The organism is Serratia sp. D1N4 (assembly GCF_054552755.1).
Genome location: NZ_CM137274.1, coordinates 4024163 through 4044216 on the forward strand (window position 1 = coordinate 4024163; position 20054 = coordinate 4044216).

Below are 20054 nucleotides of genomic sequence, written 5' to 3' on the forward strand. Positions count from 1 at the left end.
CATGGCTAAGTTCTTTATAGATCGCCCCATTTTCGCATGGGTCATTGCCATCATTATTATGTTGGCAGGCATCTTGTCGATAATGAAGCTGCCTATCGCGCAATATCCGACCATTGCGCCACCGGCGGTGACTATCTCCGCCAACTATCCAGGTGCTGACGCCAAAACGGTGCAGGATACCGTAACGCAGGTTATCGAACAGAACATGAACGGTATCGATGGCCTGTTGTATATGTCCTCCAGCAGTGATTCGTCTGGCAACGTTCAGATCACGCTGACGTTCAACTCGGGTACCGATCCGGATATCGCTCAGGTACAGGTGCAGAACAAACTGCAACTGGCCATGCCACTGTTGCCGCAGGAAGTGCAGCAACAGGGCGTGAGCGTGGAGAAATCAAGCAGCAGCTTCCTGATGGTCGCCGGCTTTATTTCTGAAGACGGCAGCATGACGCAGGAAGATATCGCGGACTACGTAGGCTCCAACATTAAGGATCCTATCAGCCGTACCTCTGGTGTCGGTACTGTTCAGCTCTTTGGCTCCCAATATGCGATGCGTATCTGGCTGGATCCGAACAAGTTGAACAACTTCCAGTTGACGCCTGGGGATGTTATCGCGGCTATCAAAGTGCAGAACAACCAGATCGCGGCAGGCCAACTTGGTGGGACTCCACCGGTTCAAGGCCAGCAGTTGAACGCGTCGATCATTGCGCAGACCCGCCTGACCTCGCCGGAAGAGTTCAGCAAAATCATGCTGAAAGTGAATGCTGACGGTTCACAGGTGCTCCTGCGCGATGTTGCCAAGGTTGAACTGGGCGGTGAAAGCTACAACGTGATTGCCCGCTTTAACGGTAAACCGGCTTCCGGTATCGGTATCAAACTGGCAACCGGTGCCAACGCGCTGAATACGGCCGCCGCCGTTAAAGCAGAGCTGACCAAGCTGGAGCCGTTCTTCCCGTCCAGCCTGAAAGTCGTTTATCCGTATGACACTACCCCCTTCGTAAAAATTTCGATTCACGAAGTGGTAAAAACGCTGATTGAAGCGATCATCCTGGTGTTCATGGTGATGTATCTGTTCCTGCAGAACTTCCGTGCCACGTTGATCCCAACGATCGCCGTGCCGGTGGTCTTACTCGGGACGTTCGCCATCCTGGCTGCCTTTGGCTACTCGATAAACACCCTGACGATGTTCGGTATGGTGTTGGCGATAGGCTTATTGGTAGACGATGCCATCGTAGTGGTAGAAAACGTCGAGCGTGTGATGGCGGAAGAAGGTTTACCGCCAAAAGAAGCCACCAGAAAGTCCATGGATCAGATCCAAGGCGCATTGGTGGGGATCGCACTGGTGCTGTCGGCGGTATTTGTCCCAATGGCCTTCTTCGGTGGCTCAACCGGGGCGATCTATCGTCAGTTCTCAATTACCATCGTTTCTGCCATGGTGCTGTCGGTGCTGGTGGCGTTGATTCTGACGCCTGCGCTGTGTGCCACGATGCTGAAACCGATCGCGAAAGGCGATCACGGTGTGACTACCGGGTTCTTCGGCTGGTTTAACCGCCTGTTTGAAAAGAGCACTCACCACTACACCGACAGCGTAGCAAATATCCTGCGCAGTACCGGCCGTTATCTGGTGATCTACCTGCTGATCGTGGTTGGTATGGGCCTGCTGTTCCTGCGCTTGCCTACCTCGTTCTTGCCGGATGAAGATCAGGGCATGCTGTTAACCATGGTGCAAATGCCAGCAGGTGCGACTCAGGAACGTACCCAAAAAGTGCTGGAAGAAGTGAACGATTACTTCCTGACCAATGAAAAAGACAACGTTAACTCGGTATTTACCGTTAACGGCTTCGGTTTCAGCGGCCAAGGGCAGAACACCGGTCTGGCATTCGTCAGTTTGAAAGACTGGTCTGAACGCAGCGGTGAACAAAACAAGGTGCCCGCTATCGTGGGGCGTGCCATGGGGGCGTTCTCACAGATTAAAGATGGTCTGGTATTCGCCTTTAACCTGCCAGCGATTGTTGAACTGGGGACCGCGACAGGCTTTGACTTCCAGTTGATCGATCAGGGTAACCTGGGGCACGAAAAGCTGACCGAAGCCCGTAACCAACTGCTAGGCATGGCGGCACAGCATCCTGACTTACTGGTCGGTATGCGTCCGAACGGCCTGGAAGATACACCGCAGTTCAAACTGGAAATCGATCAGGAAAAAGCGCTGGCACTGGGCGTTTCCCTGAGTGATATCAATACTACCTTAAGCTCTGCACTGGGCGGATCTTACGTCAACGATTTCATCGATCGTGGCCGTGTGAAGAAAGTTTATCTGCAAGCTGAAGCTCCGTTCCGTATGTTGCCGAGTGATATTGATAACTGGTATGTCCGGGGCAGTTCCGGCCAGATGGTGCCCTTCTCTGCTTTCGCCAGTGCGAAATGGGAGTTTGGTTCGCCACGCTTGGAACGCTATAACGGTCTGCCATCCATGGAGATCCTCGGTCAGGCAGCACCCGGCAAAAGTACCGGTGAAGCTATGGACATGATGGAGGAACTGGCGGCTAAACTGCCAAGCGGCGTGGGTTATGATTGGACCGGTATGTCCTATCAGGAACGTCTGTCCGGCAACCAGGCTCCGTCACTGTATGCTATCTCACTGATCGTGGTGTTCTTGTGTCTGGCTGCACTGTACGAAAGCTGGTCGATACCCTTCTCGGTAATGCTGGTGGTGCCATTGGGGGTAGTCGGTGCTCTGGTTGCTGCAACCCTGCGTGGGCTGGAGAACGACGTTTACTTCCAGGTAGGCCTGTTGACCACCATTGGGCTATCGGCGAAGAACGCCATATTGATTGTGGAATTCGCCAAAGACCTGATGGAAAAAGAGGGCAAAGGTCTGGTCGAAGGCACGCTGGAAGCGGTACGTATGCGTCTGCGCCCTATCCTGATGACCTCGCTGGCGTTCATCCTAGGGGTAATGCCGCTGGTTATCAGTAGCGGTGCAGGCTCTGGCGCACAGAATGCCGTAGGTACGGGTGTGATGGGCGGGATGGTTGCCGCAACCGTATTGGCAATCTTCTTTGTACCGGTGTTCTTCGTGGTGGTTCGCCGCCGCTTCGGTAAAAAGTCTGAAGATCTGGAACACAGCCATCCGGTTAAGCATCACTGATCCTCTTCTTTTCTTTATAAACACTAAGGCCGCACTCTGATGCGGCCTTTTTCTTTGTTTGTCATGTTGTTCAGGCAAACTACTTTCATTAAATAACCTGCAAACACATTTTCTCCTTGATCCTCCTCTTGGTGCAATTTATAGTAATTGTTATATTATAACATAACAATTAGGTTCATCATGAAAGCAGGCATTCATCCCAACTACCGTACCGTGGTATTCCACGATCTCAGCGCCGATACCTATTTCAAAGTGGGTTCGACCATTAAAACCGAGCGTACTATCGATCTTGATGGCCAACGCTGGCCGTATATCACGATCGATGTCTCCTCTGCTTCGCATCCGTACTATACCGGCAAGCAGAAAGAGTTCTCAAAAGAAGGCAGCACCGCCCGTTTCCAACAACGGTTTGGCAGTTTCCTCGGCAGCAAAAAATAATAGGGAGTCATCATGCAGGTTCTGAGTTCATTGCGTTCGGCAAAGCATCGCCATCCGGATTGCAAAGTGGTACGCCGCCATGGCCGTATCTATGTGATCTGTAAATCCAACCCACGATTCAAAGCAGTACAAGGGCACAAGAAAAAGCGTTAACGCCTGAGTGCTATCAGCACCAACGCCCCGTGGTTGCTCTACGGGGCTTTCTTATCCCCCCTATCGCAACATAGGTTGCCATAAACATCCCCCGGTTCTGTTTGTCACGCCAGTGATCAATCTGGTTATTAAGATATGCACAAACGTTAGTGAACGGTAAAAAATTTTATTCGACGAAAAGTTTGACCACCAACGGGTAAAAAAGGAGTAAGATAGAGCGGTGAATCGTGCAACAGCCTGATACTTCGTACATGTAACATTGATCTGTTGTAACAGAATAGGCATACTTTCTGTGAAACAATTAAAAAAAGTGATTAATAATAAGTAATCTAAGTAAATACTTATGCTAGCAGTAGGTTGTATGCTTATTCAGAGAATGTACATGACTCTGAAAACTCATTAGAAATACTTGAGCTGAATTTTTAGACAACCTCTATAATTCAACAAGTTAGCACCAAGAGAGGTCAGTTTTAATACGTATCGGGATATCAACGCTGGTGAATACATTAATGATACCCGTACATTTACTCTGACAAAAAAGAGCCAGGTATTTGATGACAGCGATAACTTGGCCCATCAACGGCTAATGAATTGTAAGTTTGAGTAATAGTAACAGGCCAAATGGCAAGAAATGACTTATATTAATTATACGGGTAGTTTATTTAGTTCTTGTTAAGCTGTATCCGTCTATGATGTAAATCAGTGTACTCACAGAGTGTTATCAACACCGAAATTAAGACTTACGGGGGATGATATGGATGAGTATTCGCCTAAAAGGCATGATATTGCACAACTCAAATTCTTGTGTGAAAATTTGTATGACGAAGGCATGGTCACTTTGGGTGACAGCAGCCATGGGTGGGTAAACGACCCAACGTCTTCCGTCAATCTGCAGCTTAACGAGTTGATTGAACATATTGCTTCGTTTGTAATGAGCTTTAGAATTAAATACATGGACGAAAGTGATTTGTCGGAGTTAGTTGAAGAATATCTCGACGATACCTATACACTGTTCAGCAGTTACGGTATTAATGATTCCGATTTGCGCCGCTGGCAAAAAACCAAGACGCGATTATTCAGAATGTTCTCAGGAGAGGGCACCTGTACGACGATGAAAACTTAGGGGATAATTATCCTCAAACAATTTTACGGTTAATAAGATTAAAGGTTATCATGACAAAAATTGACTATCTGATGCGTTTGCGTAAATGCACCACGATTGACACTCTTGAGCGAGTTATTGAAAAAAATAAGTACGAACTCTCTAACGATGAGCTGGAATTGTTCTACTCTGCAGCAGACCATCGTCTGGCCGAGCTGACTATGAACAAGCTGTACGATAAGATCCCAGTTGCCGTTTGGAAATTCGTAAGATAATCAAAGCACCACCGCGTTGGGCCGATATTGCTATCGGCTTCAATTGCTGCCCTGATTAGGTATTTATCTTAAAAACTCAGGGGCTTTACTATGCCGCAAACAATCTTTTTGAAATAACTGAAAATGTTTTTCAATTAAGAATGGCGGTTTCTTTTGCGCTGCGTATTAACGCCACAGTGCCGTTAACTGACGGTTACTCTAAACGAATAGCGGTTAATTATTCATCATTTAGATAGATTGCATGTCACTACGGTAAAAATAGTGGCGGCTAATTGCAAACAAACTCATCCATACAGAATTTCAGGGAAACCGCTCTGATAGCGTGACATTAATTTCTTGCGGGTGACTATCTGCCAACGCTAATCCGCTGATGTTTCTGTTCGAAAACTCGGTAATCTCCTGCTACACCCCATTGCCATCAACTCCACTCATGATCAAAAATCATCGCGGTTAAAAGAGAATTAAGTGTCGAATAGATTGTCTTTAGCGGCATCTATTACTTCATTATGCGGATGAAATAACGAGAGAAGGTATTAGTCAGTGATTTCTGGGGATACTGAAATTGGTGGGGACCCTGCCAGCTACATCCCGGCACACACGTTACCTGCTACGGCTGCTTCCTTCCGGATCTGACCGAGTTCACAAGTTAGTGTTGCGGGAGAACCAACAGGGCCCCCATTGACTGCTTCATTGAACTGCGAAGCGACGGGCATTATCGGTGATGGCTACCCAAATAGCAAGCCAACCCGGGCCAACCGCTGTTTTCTTACCCACCCAGGCTGTGGCACACTTCCTTTTATGGATTGATGCAGCAGGAAGAGAGACATGGCACCAGCAGACGCCACATTTCGTCAGCGCGTATTTCACGTGGTTGCCGCCATCCCCTATGGCAAAGTGACCACTTACGGTGACGTTGCCAGGCTGGCGGGTTCATCGCGCGCCGCACGTCAGGTAGGAGGGGTGCTAAAAAAGTTGCCGGAAGGCAGCACCCTGCCCTGGCACCGAGTCATTAATCGCCATGGCCAGATTTCGTTACGCGGTGAGGATCACACCAGGCAAAAACAGGCCTTGCTCGCCGAAGGCATTGCGTTCAACACACAGGGCGGTATCGATCTACAGGTTTATAGCTGGCGCTGGTAAAAAAAAGCCTTTGGCCGCTAGGCACAAAGGCTATTTGATTCAAGAACCCATGTTACGGCGTGAGTGCCGAGGTTGCCTGAAGAGGAACATTCTGCACGGGAACCAGCAACAGATCGGCCCGAGTCCCATTGCGATTAATCACTTCCTGAATGGTGTCCGTGATAAAGGTCAACTGGCCGTCCAGCGTAATCGCCGCGCTCAGAATGATTCGCGCATTAGGCTGAATGTCCGCCGGGTTATACGGCAACACAAAACTGAACGGTGCCTGCTGGCCCTCAGTACGCGTCACCCGTTGTGCAATGACTTTTGACGGCGCATCAGCCAGTGATGCATCAGACAGTGTGACCGTCAATACGGCATCCGGTGGCAACGCAATGCGCTGACGAATATTCACCGAACCTTTCACCGCGGGGCCTTGTATCTGCGCTTGTGACACCGCAGGGGTACTTTTAGCCGGTGTTGGCACGTCCGTACTCTGGTGGGCACAGCCTGCCAGGGTAATCGTCAACACGGCTACTCCACCTACTATTTGCCAGAGTTTCATAGATCGCTCTCCTCTACTTTCAGCAACACGTTGGTGGCTTTAACCGCCACAGCATTCAAATATAGCATAAAACACCAATTAAATCACAAAAATAAGCACATTAATAACTTAGCAAGCTAATTTAAGTCAACGTTAACAACGCGTTATCGGCCATAAAAAACCAATAACGTACAGATTAACGCCAACAGAAAGGTGAAAGGGATAATGCAATGTATTAACGTTTTGCCGTAATATTCCTCACACTGCGCACCATGATGATGAAAAGGGTTACCACTTTATGAGTCAGGCATTACAAAACCTCCTCGACCTGCTGAATTTGGAGAAAATTGAAGAAGGCTTGTACCGCGGCCAGAGCGAAGATTTGGGGTTACGCCAGGTATTTGGCGGCCAGGTCGTTGGTCAGGCGTTGTATGCAGCCAAGCAGACCGCTCCTGAAGAGCGCAGCGTTCACTCATTCCATAGCTACTTCCTGCGCCCTGGGGATAGCAGTCAGCCGATTATTTATGAAGTAGAAACCCTGCGCGATGGCAACAGCTTCAGCGCGCGCCGCGTCAGCGCCATTCAACATGGCAAGCCGATCTTCTACATGACCGCTTCTTTCCAAACCCCGGAACAAGGGTTTGAACACCAAAACACCATGCCAGATGTTCCACCGCCAGAAGGGCTGATGTCAGAATCGGAAATCGCCCAAAAGCTGTCGCATATGCTGCCGGAAAAGGTGCGGGAAAAGTTTATTGGCCAAAAGCCGATCGAAATGCGCCCGGTAAGATTTCATAACCCAATGAAAGGTAGCGTGGAGGAACCTTACCGCCACGTGTGGTTCCGTGCCAATGGCACCATGCCGGATGACCTGCGGATCCATCAATATTTGCTGGGATACGCATCAGACTTCAACTTCCTGCCAACGGCGTTGCAGCCGCACGGCGTGGGGTTCCTTGAACCCGGCATGCAGGTGGCTACCATCGATCACTCCATGTGGTTCCATCGCCCGTTCCGCTTGGACGACTGGTTACTGTACGTGGTGGAAAGCCCCTCTGCCTCCGGTGCCCGTGGATTTGTACGCGGTCAGTTCTATACCCGTGAAGGGGTGCTGGTCGCCACCACGGTGCAAGAAGGCGTTATCCGCCAGCGCGACGCCTAAAAAGAAAAAGGGCGATGTCACCATCGCCCCACTATTTTTATCAGTGATAATTCAGCCTACTGCTCTTTCCAAGTTTACTGATTGTAGGCATTCTCACCGTGGCTGTTGACGTCCAGGCCCTCGCGCTCTTGATCTTCCGGCACACGCAGCCCAACCACCGCCCCCGCCACTTTGAAGGCAATAAACGCCGCTACGCTTGACCATACCAGGGTAATCACCACGCTCATCAACTGGATCCACATCTGATGCGCCATGGTAACGCCAGCAGCGTAGCCCGTACCACCGAGTGAAGAAGCCGTAAACACGCCGGTCAACAGGCAACCCACGATACCGCATACGCCGTGGACCCCAAACACATCGCAGGTATCGTCCACTTTCAGCCATTTCTTCAGTGTCACCACTCCCCACAGGCCAGCAACACCGCCTACCAGGCCGATAATCAGTGCCCCACCTACACCAACAGTTCCCGCCGCTGGCGTAATCGCTACCAGACCCGCAATACAGCCGGAACAGGCCCCTAACAGAGAAGGCTTACCGCGCAGGATCCACTCGGCGAAGGTCCAGGAGAGGATCGCACCCGCCGTCGCTATCACGGTGTTCAGGAACGCCAGGGCGGCAATGCCGTTGGCCGCGCTGGCAGAACCCGCATTGAAGCCAAACCAGCCGATATACAGGATAGAGGCACCGGTAAACACCATTGGCAGGTTGTGTGGTTTAAACGCTTCTTTGCCAAAACCGGCACGTTTACCCAGCAAATAAGCACCGACCAACCCCGCACTGGCAGCGTTGATGTGCACTACGGTGCCACCGGCAAAGTCCAGCGCACCGTCGCTGGCCAGTAAACCACCGCCCCATACCATGTGCGCAATCGGCAGGTAGGAAATGGTGAACCAGATGGCGGCAAAAATCACTACGGCGGAAAAGCGAATACGCTCGGCAAAGCCCCCCACCACCAGCGCCACGGTAATACAGGCGAAGGAAGCCTGGAACGCTACGTGGATCATCTGGCTAAACGTGCCGGTTACGCTGTCAATGCCGATCCCTTTCAGCATCACCGTCTGGAAGCCGCCAAAGAAGGCATTCCCTTCGCTGAAAGCAAAGCTGTAGCCATACAGCACCCACAGCACGCATACCAAGGCAAAGGTCACGGTGACCTGTGTCAGCATTGAGAGCACGTTCTTGGCACGCAACAAACCACCGTAAAACAAAGCGACGCCAGGCAAGGTCATGAACAACACCAACGCGGTGCAAATCATCATGAAAGCGTTGTCAGCTTTGTCTGCCACCGCCGGAGCGGCCAGAGCCAAAGAAGGAACCATGGTTACCGTACTCAGGCCCAACATGGATAAAAGTTTTTTCATTATTAACCATCCCCGTTTACTTTACTGAGCCCGTGATTACAGTGCAGCTTCGTCTGTCTCGCCAGTGCGGATACGAATAACACGTTGCAATTCGGCAACGAAAATTTTGCCATCGCCAATTTTGCCGGTGTAGGCCGCTTTGCTGATCACATCAATCACTTCATCTAACTGGTCGTCGGCGATAGCAATATCGATTTTGACTTTAGGTAAGAAGTTGACGCTGTATTCGGCTCCGCGGTAAAGCTCGGCATGGCCTTTCTGGCGACCAAACCCTTTGACTTCAGTTACGGTCAACCCCTGAATACCTACAGAGGATAAGGCTTCACGCACGTCCTCTAACTTGAATGGTTTAATCACCACGGTAACCAGCTTCATATTGCCTCTCCACGAATTAAGCCCAAAAACTCACCCCCGGTACGAGTCTTATCTAGCAAAGGCTATGCCATAAATGATTTCGTATAAGAGTTTTGCTAATTACGCGGATGAATGAAGGTGTACAGGTCAACAATGAGCAGTGGCGCGAATAGCCGATGGCTTATTACGCACCATTATGGTGCATGACGCGTTGAAAAAGTGCAGTAAGCAGGAGAGAGGAAGGAAAAAATGCCTGTTGGTGGTGCGAGAAATCAGGAACCCCGCCAGCGGTGCACACTGGCGGGCGACCTTATGCCGGTTGAGTTTCCTCACGCGTGGCAGCAGCCAGTTCTTCACCAGCCAGTTGCAACTGGTACATCTGGTAATAGCGGCCCTGCTGCGCCAACAGTTGCTGATGATTCCCCTGCTCCACCGCATGCCCACGATGCAACACCAGAATCGAGTCAGCTTCAACGATAGTTGAAAGACGATGAGCAATCACTACCAGCGTGGTGTGCTCACGGATCAACCGCAATGCACGCTGGATCGCCTGTTCAGTGCCTGAATCGATATTAGCCGTAGCTTCATCCAGAATCAGGATCTGTGGCGCCTGCACCAGCACGCGCGCCATCGCCAGCAGTTGTTTCTGGCCGACGGAAAGATTATTGCCCTGCTCGCCCAAACGCGTCTGGATCCCCTGCGGGAATGAGCGTACCAGATCAGCCAGCTGTACCGCTTCGAGCGCCTGCCACACGGCCTCTTCACTGATGTTACGGCCCAGCGTCACGTTCGCCAGCACCGACTCGGCGACCACCACCGGATCCTGTTGCACCATGGCAATGCCTTGGCGCAAGGTGCGATGCGAAAGCGTGGACAATGGGCGCCCATCAACCCGCACTTCGCCGCTGTTCACCGGATAGTAGCCCATCAGCAGGTTAGCCAAGGTGCTCTTGCCGCTGCCGGTATGCCCGACCAACGCCACAAAACCACGCGACGGCACGCTCAGCGAGATATGCTGCAACACCTGCTGGTCATCGCGATAGGCAAAACTCAGATCGTCAATCTCGATGCGGCCGCTTGCTAATGGGCGTTCGTCGGCCCCGTAACGCTGCTGACTGCGATCCATCAACTCAAAAATGCGCTCACCGGCCACTACAGCCTGCTGCAGAATCGACTGCTGCGAGGTCAGTTCGATCAGCGGCTCATTCAAACGGCCAAGATAGTTGATAAAGGCATACAGTACGCCTACGCCAATCACACCTTCACCGCTGAAACCAAACAGCATCAGCAGCCCACACAAAACCAGCGCCGAAAATAGGCTGAGCAGTGGCCGCAGCAGGAAACCATCCAAACGCAGCGTCTGCATGCGTGCGATGTAGTGTGAACGGCTGGCAACGCTCATACGTTCACCAAAACGTATCTGCTGGCGGAATTGCTGGATCACCCCCATCCCGCTGATCACTTCATTAAAGCCATCATTAATATCCGCCAGATAGCTGCGTACCCGGCGCACAATCGGCGTGCTGTAGTATTGATAGATCCACATCACCACCAGCACCGCCGGGAAAATGCAGATCGCCACCAGCGCCATGCGCCAGTCGAGGCTGAACATCGCTACCAGCATCGCACCGATCAGCGCTGCGCTTTTCAGCACGGTGGCTACCACCATCACATACAGATCTTTAATCACCTCGGTATCGTTGGTGACTCGCGATATAAGCTGCCCGACCGGCTGGGTATCAAAGGCGCTCAGCGGCTGGCGCAGCGCCGCATCCATCACGTCGGTCCGCAAACGTTGCACCACCCCCACCGCAGCCCGATTAAACAACAGGGCCTGGAAATACTGTAGCGTGGCGGCTAGCAGCTCGAGCAAGATATAAGCCACTGCCAGCCCGCTGACCACCATTAGCGGCAGTTGCCCTTTGGCAACATAGTTATCAATGAAATAACCGATCAGGATTGGCCCGGCGACTTCCGCCGCTGCGGCGATCCACAGCATCAACACCGCCAACCCCAGCGGTTTACGGTAAGGCGAACCATAGGCCAGCAGCCGCTTCAGCGTTGGCCAGATCTTTTGCATTTTACTCATCAGCCAACGCCTCCTCAGCGGGTTCCGGAGCTTCGTCCAGCGCCGCTTCCAGTTGCTGGTAGCGATACATATCGCGATACCAACCGGGCTGTGCCGCCAATAACGCATGCTGCCCACGCTGGGTCACCGTACCCTGCTGCAACACCAGGATTTCACTGGCTTCGGTCAGGGCAGAAAGGCGGTGCGCACTGATAATCACCGTGCGGTTTTGCCCCCAACTGCGCAGGTTATGCAGGATCTGATGCTCTGTGCGGCCGTCTACCGCCGAAAGCGCATCGTCAAGGATCAGGATCTCCGCCTCCAGCAGCAACGCTCGCGCAATGGAAATACGCTGTTTCTGGCCACCGGACAGCATCACGCCTCGCTCACCCACTTCGGTTTCATACCCCTGCGGCAAACGCAGAATGTCTTCATGCACGCTGGCCAAGCGCGCAGCCTGCTCGATCTGCTCCTGCGTAGCCGCAGGGTTACCGAGAGCAATGTTATTGGCCACGCTGTCAGAGAACAGGAACGGCGTCTGGCTGACCACCGACAGGCGTGAACGCCATTGATCAAGCTTGATCTGGGTGAGTGGCATGCCGTGGTAACTGATTTGCCCATCATCAATATCAAACTGACGCTGGATTAAGGACAACAGGGTCGATTTCCCCGCTCCGGTCGGCCCGCACAGACCCAGCATTTGCCCCGGCTGCAACTGCAACGCCACATCATGCAGCGCAGGACGGCTGGTTTCCGGATAATGGAAAGCCTTTACCTCCACCGCCAGTTGGCCACGCCCGGCAGGCAGTTCAAACTCGCCGTCTTTCACCGCGGGCGCTTCTTCCAGCAGGCTACGGATGCGGCTATAGGCCGCGCTGCCGCGCTCAACGATATTGAACATCCATGCTAACGCCAGCATCGGCCAGATCATCAGGCCGAGATACATCACAAAACTGGTGAGTTGGCCGAGAGTGAGTGAACCGTTGACCACCATCCAACTGCCACCGCCGATCGCCAGTAGGTTAGAAGCGCCGATGGCGATATAAATGGTGGGATTGAAACGTGCGTCAACGCGCGCTACGTGCATATTTTTTGCACCGGTCTGCGCCGCGACGTCGGCAAACTGATTGGATTGATGATCCTCCAGGCCAAAGGCTTTGATCATGCGGATGCTGGTCATACTTTCCTGCGCCTGATCGTTCAGGCTGGAGAACGCCGCCTGCGCTGATTTAAAACGCTCATGCAGTTGATCGCCATAGTGCTTGATGGCAATGGCCATAATTGGCATCGGGATCAGCGAAAGCAGCGTCAGTTGCCAACTGATCTGCGTGCTCATCACCAGCAATACCACCAAGCCCATCACCATCGAATCCACCAGCGTCAGCACGCCCTCACCGGCGGCAAACACCACGCGATCCACATCATTGGTGGCCCGCGCCATCAGATCGCCAGTACGGTGCCGCAGATAAAAAGCCGGATTCTGGCGGCTGAGCTGGCGATAGAAATTCTCACGCAGTTCCACCGCTAACTGATAGGACGCGCCAAACAGCAGCACCCGCCACACATAGCGCAGCAGGTAAACCACGATCGCGGTGCCAACCATCAGCCCCAGCCATGCCAGCAGCACGCGGGTAGACATCTGTTTCCCGGTCACACCATCCACAATGATCCCCACCAGCTTGGGTGGCAGCAGTTGCAGAATGGCAATAATGATCAGCAGTAGCACCGCGCCAAGGTAGCGGCGCCACTCGCGGCGGAAGTACCAGCCGATTTGAGCAAATAATCTCACGCAGTTTTATTCCAGAAGGGTAACGGTTTTTTCTCTTTGCCTTAGAGGCATAGAATAGCACCGGTAAAGCGGCTACTTGGTGAACTTTTCACTCCGGCACCGGCAGTGCGGTGGTGTATTTGATTTTTTCCATCGCGAAGCTGGAAGTCACATCAATTAACCCCGGCACGCCGGTCACCAGGCGCTTGTAAAAGTTGTCATAGCTTTTCATGTCTGCCACTTCGACCTGCATCAGGTAATCGTATTCCCCCGCCATACGGTAAAACGCCAGCACCTCCGGCATCTGCGCCGTCAGCGCAACAAACTTCTGATACCACTCGCTGCTGTGCTGCTGGGTTTTAATCAGGACAAACGCCGTCAGCCCAAGCCCGAGTTTTTCATTATCCAGCAGCGCAACGCGTGCGCGAATATAGCCCTCATCCTCCAGCCTTTTCAGCCGTTTCCAGCACGGGGTTGAGGTCAGGTTCACCGCTTCGGCCAAAACCTGTAGCGATTGCGTACAGTCTTGTTGCAGCATACACAGCAGTTTGCGGTCTGTTTTGTCCAACATAGCCCAATCCGGAGAAAATTTTTCTCCCATTAGGCGATTAAACAGTAAAAATGGCAATCCTTTTTTCTCAGTGAAACGCTATGCTACCCATCAATAAGCCCCCTATTCTGAGACCTGATCATGACAAATTCTTGGGTAAAATATGCTATCGGTGAAATAGAAGCGGATTTTCAGCGCTCCGCCGACACGCACTTGATACGCCTGAACCTGCCGGAGTTTCCCGGCATCTACCTGTATCTGAAAGATGAAAGTACCCATCCCACCGGCAGCCTGAAACACCGTTTGGCACGTTCGTTGTTCCTTTACGGCCTGTGTAACGGCTGGATCAGCAAAAATACCCCTATTATTGAAGCCTCTTCCGGCAGTACCGCAGTGTCGGAAGCCTACTTCGCCCGGCTGATCGGCCTACCGTTCATCGCCGTGATGCCTTCCTGTACCGCCCGCCGTAAAGTGGAGCAGATTGCGTTCTACGGTGGACGCAGCCATTTCGTCGATCATGCAGCGCAGATTTATGCTGTTTCAGAGGAGTTGGCAAAAGAGTTGAACGGCCATTATATGGATCAGTTCACCTTCGCCGAGCGTGCCACCGACTGGCGTGGTAACAACAATATTGCCGACAGCATTTTCCGCCAGATGGCGCGTGAACCCTACCCCATCCCCAAACATATCGTGATGAGTGCCGGTACCGGCGGCACCTCCGCCACGCTGGGGCGCTATATTCGTTACCAAGGGCACGATACGCAACTTACCGTGGTCGATCCGGAAAACTCGGTGTTCTACGACTGTTTCCATCACGGCGATCGCACCATCATCGGCAGCTGTGGCAGCCGTATTGAAGGCATTGGCCGCCCACGCGCCGAGCCCTCGTTCATCCCTTCGGTGATCGACAGCATGTTGCGCGTGCCGGATGCTGCCAGCGTGGCCACCATTCATTGGCTGGAAAAAGTATTGGGTCGCAAAGCCGGTGCCTCCACCGGAACCAACGTTTGGGGCGCACTGCAACTGGCAAAGCAAATGCGCGAAAAAGGCGAACAAGGGGCGATCGTCACTCTGCTGTGCGACAGCGGGGAACGCTATCTGGATACTTACTATAATCCCGAGTGGGTCAGCAATAATATCGGCGACCTGACGCCTTATTTAACGCAACTGGCCAACCTTTAAGCGAAGAGAATAAAAAAGCCGGGTAGTCTACCCGGCTGGCTGTAAAAGGCTCCTTTATACGGGGGTATAGGGGGAGCGTGGTGAACGCAGCCAATGTTGCAAATAGTGAGCCACTGCCTGTTTTTCGCAGTGGCCGATAACCGGAAGGTCAGGAAGCAGCGCTTTCAACTGTGGCAAAGCGTTACCCATCACCACGCCGTGACCCACGCTGGCCAACATTTCTTTGTCATTCATCGCATCGCCAAACGCCATACAGTCTGCCAGAGTCAGTCCCAGATGCGCGCTTAGTTTTTCCAGCGCGCTACCTTTGTTGCAGCCCAACGGCAGCACTTCAAGACATTCGTAAGCCGAGAAGCACAAATCAACACGCCCCGCAAAATGGGTATGCAATTGCGCCTGCAATTCGATTAAGGCTTCATGGGGGCCGCAGAAACAGACTTTGCTGTTACCTAACGCAGGTAAACGCTGCAAGTCGGTCAGTTGGAAATGAAAACCGCTGAGATGATGAGCCGCCAACATTTCCGGCAGCGCCCGATCGGTCAGCCAGCCTTCATCACGGAATACATGCATGCTGGCGGGGGTCTGCCAGTGGGTCTGCAAAACCTCTTCGGCAACGTCGGCAGGCAAATCCGTAGCATGCAGTTGCTGCCCTGTTTGTCATAGACGCGCGTGCCGTTGCCGGTAATGAGATACCCTTGTAAACCAAGCTGCGCCATGATCGGTTGCGCATCAAGGTAATGCCGCCCGGTGGCAAACGTCACCACTATGTTTCGGTCGATTAGCTGATTCAACGCGGCCAGCGTTTCCGGCCCAACACGATGATCGGGCGTCAACAGAGTGCCATCCATATCGAAGGCAGCCAGACGATACATAAAAACCTCTCAAGGACTGTCACCGACAGAAGATTAACGGTGAACACAATAACAATCGCTACAGTATGAGATGGTATTTGCGGAAGTAATAGTGAACAATTCAGGAAAATACTTCCGGATTTATAATCAAGTTGCGGCTTGAAAGATAAAGGATATTGCTATGCGCCTGGTTCATCGCCTCAGCCAGTATCAACGCCTGTACCAACATCTGGGTAGCGCACCGGTGAGCATCACCGTCGCAGAACTGGCGGCGATGTTTTATTGCAGCGAACGTCATGCGCGCACGCTGGTACAACAGCTGCAAGAACAGGGCTGGTTGAGTTGGCGCTCTCAAGCCGGGCGCGGTAAACGTGCGCAACTGCAATGCCTGAAAACGCCGGATGAATTGCGTGCCACCCATTTGCAGCGCCTGTTGCAGATCGGCGATCATCAGGGTGCTCTGGAGATGGCGCAGCTTGCCCCTCAGCACTTGCAGGAACTGTTGAGCCCGCATCTGGGTGGCCAATGGCAGGAGGGCAGCCCTACGCTGCGTATCCCCTATTACCGCACGTTGGAAAAACTCGATCCACTCACGTTAAGCGGCCGGGCTGAGCAACATCTGGTCGCTACCCTATATGCGGGTTTGACCCGCTTCAATACCGGTAGCCCGCAGCCGCAGCCAGATCTGGCGCATCATTGGCAGATCAGTGAGGACGGCTTGCACTGGCAGTTCTTCCTGCGCAGCCAGTTGCGCTGGCATAACGGGGAACCACTGACCGGCCAACAATTGCTGCAAGCGCTAAGCAAGCTGCATCAGCATCCCCGTAGCCAACCGTTATTGAGCAGCGTAGAAGCCATCAGCTTGCCACATGCGCTGTGTATTCAATTCGATCTGCATACGCCGGATTACTGGTTAGCACACCGACTGGCAGAATTACCCTGCCTGATTACTCATCCAGAATACCCAATGATCGGCGCCGGACCGTTCAAGCTGGCCTTGAATGATCCGCAAATGGTGCGGCTGGAACAGCACCCTTACTACCATCTGCAACACCCTTATCTGGAAAGCATTGAGTATTGGATCACGCCAGACTTGCTCACCAACGGTAATGACACCAGTTGCCAGCATCCGGTGCGGATCACCATCGGCCAACAGGAGGAGTTGGCGCAGGCGCGGCCGGTACAACGCAGCATGAGCCTGGGTTGGTGCTACTTGGCGATCAACCAGCGACGAGGGGGGCTCAGCGAAGCCCAAGGGCAAAAGCTGTTAATGCTGATCCAGCGCTCGGGGTTACTGGCCAATCTGCCAATTCCCAACAGCGTGATCACCCCAAGCCGTGAAATGCTGCCTGGATGGGCGATCCCCGCACATCAAGTAGAGAAGGTCACGCTGCCCGCTAGGTTAACTTTGCTCTATCGCCCCCCGGTCGAGCTTGAAACGCTGACACAGGCTTTGCAACAGTTGCTGTCGGAACAAGGTTGTGAGTTAGAGATACATTATTGCCCCGATAAACGCTGGCAAAGCACCGAACAACTGGCACAAGCCGATCTGTTGCTGGCAGATAACCTGATTGGTGAAGCACCGGAAGCCACGCTGGAAAGCTGGTTACGCCGTGATGTGCTCTGGCAAGGTATTCTGACCGAGGAGAACTGGCAGCACCAACAGCAGGTTTTGCGCCATATTCAGCAGTTTCCGGATCAGCAACAGCGCTACGACCTGTTGAAAACCTATTACCAGCAGTTGATGAAGGCAGCAATACTGACGCCGCTGTTTCATTATCAATATCAGGTCAGCGCACCACCTCGTATCCAAGGGGTAACCCTCACCGCTCACGGCTGGTTCGACTTTTGCCAGGCCTGGTTGCCACCACCGTTGGCGGATAACCGGTGATAGCTTCGCTCTAGGGTAGCCGCGCCCGATCTGCTACCATCACCACCGCATGTGTAATTCCCTCCTCTGTGATGCCAACTGCTCATGGAGGGGATAAACCAGCCGCCCGAATGTGCATCGGGAATGGCTCCTCGACAAAAGGTTGATTCTATGAAACGCGCAGTCGTCGTTTTCAGCGGTGGACAAGACTCCACGACCTGCTTAATTCAGGCATTGCAACAGTATGATGAAGTTCACTGCATCACATTCGATTACGGCCAGCGTCATCGTGCTGAAATCGATATTGCCAAGAACTTGGCCCAACGATTGGGTGCTAAAGCACACAAAGTGCTGGATGTGGGATTACTCAATGAGCTGGCGATCAGCAGCCTGACTCGCGATAGCATTCCGGTTCCCGCCTTCGACAGTACGCAGAAAGACGCGCTACCCAGCACCTTTGTGCCAGGGCGTAACATCTTGTTCCTGACGCTGGCGGCAATTTATGCCTATCAGGTGGAAGCTGAAGCCGTGATAACCGGGGTGTGTGAGACTGATTTCTCCGGTTATCCAGACTGCCGTGACGAGTTCGTTAAAGCGCTGAATAATGCTGTCGTATTGGGCATCGCACGCGATATCCGCTTTGAAACGCCGCTGATGTGGCTCAACAAGGCCGAAACCTGGGCACTGGCCGATTATTACCAACAGTTGGAACTTGTCCGCCGGGATACCCTCACCTGCTACAACGGCGTGCAAGGTGACGGTTGCGGTGAGTGTGCGGCTTGCCATCTGCGAGCTAACGGCTTGCATCAATATCTTCAGGATAAAACCACGGTGATGGCTAGTTTGAAACAGAAAACTGGGCTGGTTTAAAAGCGCTGCTCGTCACCATTTGCGTAATACAGTCTATACCCTATGGATTTCGAGTTGCAGCTAGGCGGCAAGCGTAGAAATCCCCAGGAGCTTACTCAAGGGGTGACTACGTGCAGCCAACAACGCTGCAGCTTGAAAGACAACGGGTATATCAGGCCTGCATATCTTTCTGCTGCAACGCCATCAAATGTTCGCGCAATTCCCCTTCGATCGGCAATGCTTTTTGGGTTTTCAGATCGACACAGACAAACGTCAGTGTTGCATCTGCTACCGGTGTCCCTTCAGGCTCCAACGTCACCTGCTGGCTCAATACTCCGCTCTTGCCGTTCAGTTGCTGCATTTGGCTATCGATGCGCAGCTTGTCACCCAGCACCGCCGGTTTGCGGTAATTGATATTGATGTTCACCACGATGAACGCGATATTATTTTGCGTCATCCAGTGAAACGCATCCAGATTCTCCAACCATTCCCAACGCGCTTCCTCCAGGAACTCCAGATAGCGGGCATTGTTAACATGCTGATAAAAATCAAGATGGTAACCACGAACTTTAATATAGGTGTGCATAGTGAAACGATCGCTCCTGCCTCTGGTGATCATGGGTGAAAACGGGCGCATCGCGCCCTAGCCAGTTCGAATTTATCCTCTTCATCGGCGATGAAACTGGTACGACCTGTAGAATGTAGCAGAGGAAAGCGGCTGCCTGCACACTTTGCCACGCAGCCGCGACCGGGATCACATTTTCAGCCGAGCACGATTCCTTTCTATTAACGTCGGCCCGATTCCTGGTACCTCCTGTAGTTGTTCAACCTGAGTAAAGGGCCCGTTCTGTTCACGGTACCGCACGATAGCCTCTGCTTTTTTCATCCCAACACCATTCAATATGCTGGCAAGTTCTTCGGCATCCGCTTCATTGATATTGACCGTTGCCTCGCCTTCGGAGGGCGTTTCAACGACAGCCTGCCGCTCTACTTTGGGCGGACTCTGAACCACCGGTTGCGGCTCTGGTGGCGTTTTCTCTGCGGCGATTGCCGATGCCCCCATCAGGCTGAACAACGCCGCCGCCAATAGGAACTTTACGGAATGAGAAAAACGGATAATCGCTTTATTTTCGCTGAGTTGCATGCTGTATCCTCCTTATGTTTAACAGCGAGGCTACCTTGCCGCAGCGGCAAATATTCAGCAAATGGCAGATGTTAAATGTGGAAAAGGCCGCGAAAGCGGCCTTTGTGAATTACATT

Annotated in this window: 18 protein-coding genes, 1 other RNA gene and 1 pseudogene; 10 read left to right on the forward strand and 10 right to left on the reverse strand. The window is 52.6% G+C overall.

Going from position 1 to position 20054, the window contains the following annotated elements:
- Position 1 precedes the first annotated feature (1 nt).
- From acrB to ACX1CU_RS18045, 5 genes are all read left to right on the forward strand, one after another.
- Entirely contained in the window at positions 2–3148 is a 3147-nt protein-coding gene (gene acrB / locus ACX1CU_RS18025; protein ID WP_459399617.1) for a multidrug efflux RND transporter permease subunit AcrB, read from the forward strand.
- A gap of 180 nt (positions 3149–3328) precedes the next feature.
- On the forward strand, positions 3329–3586 hold the full coding sequence (locus tag ACX1CU_RS18030) for a type B 50S ribosomal protein L31 (RefSeq protein ID WP_459399618.1): 258 nt from the start codon (positions 3329–3331) through the stop codon (positions 3584–3586).
- A gap of 12 nt (positions 3587–3598) precedes the next feature.
- Entirely contained in the window at positions 3599–3739 is a 141-nt protein-coding gene (gene ykgO / locus ACX1CU_RS18035) for a type B 50S ribosomal protein L36 (RefSeq protein WP_459399619.1), read from the forward strand.
- A 754-nt stretch (positions 3740–4493) separates the two neighbouring features.
- Complete coding sequence (gene tomB / locus ACX1CU_RS18040) at positions 4494–4862, forward strand: Hha toxicity modulator TomB (RefSeq protein ID WP_459399620.1); 369 nt, start codon at positions 4494–4496, stop codon at positions 4860–4862.
- Positions 4863–4912: 50 nt separating this feature from the next.
- Positions 4913–5116 carry an HHA domain-containing protein gene (locus tag ACX1CU_RS18045; protein WP_431223464.1) on the forward strand — a complete coding sequence of 68 codons (204 nt, stop codon included), beginning with the start codon at positions 4913–4915 and terminating at the stop codon, positions 5114–5116.
- Positions 5117–5688: 572 nt separating this feature from the next.
- Here the strand turns inward: ACX1CU_RS18045 and ffs are convergent.
- Positions 5689–5785: signal recognition particle sRNA small type (ffs, locus tag ACX1CU_RS18050), an RNA gene on the reverse strand.
- 156 nt (positions 5786–5941) lie between these two features.
- Between ffs and ACX1CU_RS18055 the strand changes: the two genes are divergently transcribed.
- Complete coding sequence (locus ACX1CU_RS18055) at positions 5942–6256, forward strand: MGMT family protein (RefSeq protein WP_459399621.1); 315 nt, start codon at positions 5942–5944, stop codon at positions 6254–6256.
- Positions 6257–6308: 52 nt separating this feature from the next.
- Here the strand turns inward: ACX1CU_RS18055 and ACX1CU_RS18060 are convergent, their stop codons facing one another.
- The gene (locus ACX1CU_RS18060; RefSeq protein WP_459399622.1) at positions 6309–6800 is read right to left on the reverse strand and encodes a YbaY family lipoprotein; all 492 of its coding nucleotides are present in this window, start codon (positions 6798–6800) and stop codon (positions 6309–6311) included.
- 277 nt (positions 6801–7077) lie between these two features.
- Between ACX1CU_RS18060 and tesB the strand changes: the two genes are divergently transcribed.
- Positions 7078–7941 carry an acyl-CoA thioesterase II gene (tesB, locus tag ACX1CU_RS18065; protein WP_459399623.1) on the forward strand — a complete coding sequence of 288 codons (864 nt, stop codon included), beginning with the start codon at positions 7078–7080 and terminating at the stop codon, positions 7939–7941.
- 74 nt (positions 7942–8015) lie between these two features.
- Here tesB and amtB read toward each other — a convergent pair whose 3' ends face one another.
- The 5 genes from amtB to ACX1CU_RS18090 all read right to left on the reverse strand — a co-directional run bounded on the left by amtB (position 8016) and on the right by ACX1CU_RS18090 (position 14063).
- Positions 8016–9302: an ammonium transporter AmtB gene (amtB, locus tag ACX1CU_RS18070; protein WP_459399624.1), complete on the reverse strand. Its 1287-nt coding sequence runs from the start codon at positions 9300–9302 to the stop codon at positions 8016–8018.
- Between the two features lie 36 nt (positions 9303–9338).
- The gene (glnK, locus tag ACX1CU_RS18075; RefSeq protein ID WP_002208627.1) at positions 9339–9677 is read right to left on the reverse strand and encodes a P-II family nitrogen regulator; all 339 of its coding nucleotides are present in this window, start codon (positions 9675–9677) and stop codon (positions 9339–9341) included.
- 289 nt (positions 9678–9966) lie between these two features.
- Entirely contained in the window at positions 9967–11745 is a 1779-nt protein-coding gene (locus tag ACX1CU_RS18080) for a SmdB family multidrug efflux ABC transporter permease/ATP-binding protein (RefSeq protein WP_459399625.1), read from the reverse strand.
- Positions 11738–13513, reverse strand: a complete 1776-nt coding sequence (locus ACX1CU_RS18085) for a SmdA family multidrug ABC transporter permease/ATP-binding protein (protein WP_459399626.1) — start codon at positions 13511–13513, stop codon at positions 11738–11740. The genes ACX1CU_RS18080 and ACX1CU_RS18085 overlap by 8 nt, the downstream gene beginning before the upstream one ends.
- Positions 13514–13601: 88 nt before the next feature.
- Positions 13602–14063 (reverse strand): Lrp/AsnC family transcriptional regulator, encoded by a 462-nt coding sequence (locus ACX1CU_RS18090; RefSeq protein WP_429617287.1) that lies wholly within the window; start codon positions 14061–14063, stop codon positions 13602–13604.
- 120 nt (positions 14064–14183) lie between these two features.
- On the opposite strand from ACX1CU_RS18090, the gene ACX1CU_RS18095 reads away from it, so the two are divergent.
- Positions 14184–15224, forward strand: a complete 1041-nt coding sequence (locus tag ACX1CU_RS18095) for a PLP-dependent cysteine synthase family protein (RefSeq protein ID WP_459399627.1) — start codon at positions 14184–14186, stop codon at positions 15222–15224.
- Positions 15225–15278: 54 nt separating this feature from the next.
- Here the strand turns inward: ACX1CU_RS18095 and cof are convergent.
- A pseudogene (gene cof, locus ACX1CU_RS18100) lies at positions 15279–16096 on the reverse strand (HMP-PP phosphatase).
- Between the two features lie 160 nt (positions 16097–16256).
- On the opposite strand from cof, the gene ACX1CU_RS18105 reads away from it, so the two are divergent.
- Together ACX1CU_RS18105 and queC are read left to right on the forward strand one after the other, a co-directional pair.
- Positions 16257–17966 (forward strand): SgrR family transcriptional regulator, encoded by a 1710-nt coding sequence (locus ACX1CU_RS18105; protein WP_459399628.1) that lies wholly within the window; start codon positions 16257–16259, stop codon positions 17964–17966.
- 150 nt (positions 17967–18116) lie between these two features.
- Complete coding sequence (queC, locus tag ACX1CU_RS18110; RefSeq protein ID WP_459399629.1) at positions 18117–18815, forward strand: 7-cyano-7-deazaguanine synthase QueC; 699 nt, start codon at positions 18117–18119, stop codon at positions 18813–18815.
- A gap of 151 nt (positions 18816–18966) precedes the next feature.
- Here queC and ACX1CU_RS18115 read toward each other — a convergent pair whose 3' ends face one another.
- Both ACX1CU_RS18115 and ACX1CU_RS18120 read right to left on the reverse strand, forming a co-directional pair.
- Complete coding sequence (locus ACX1CU_RS18115; protein WP_459399630.1) at positions 18967–19380, reverse strand: YbgC/FadM family acyl-CoA thioesterase; 414 nt, start codon at positions 19378–19380, stop codon at positions 18967–18969.
- Between the two features lie 168 nt (positions 19381–19548).
- Positions 19549–19938 carry a ComEA family DNA-binding protein gene (locus ACX1CU_RS18120; RefSeq protein WP_459399631.1) on the reverse strand — a complete coding sequence of 130 codons (390 nt, stop codon included), beginning with the start codon at positions 19936–19938 and terminating at the stop codon, positions 19549–19551.
- Positions 19939–20054 lie beyond the last annotated feature (116 nt).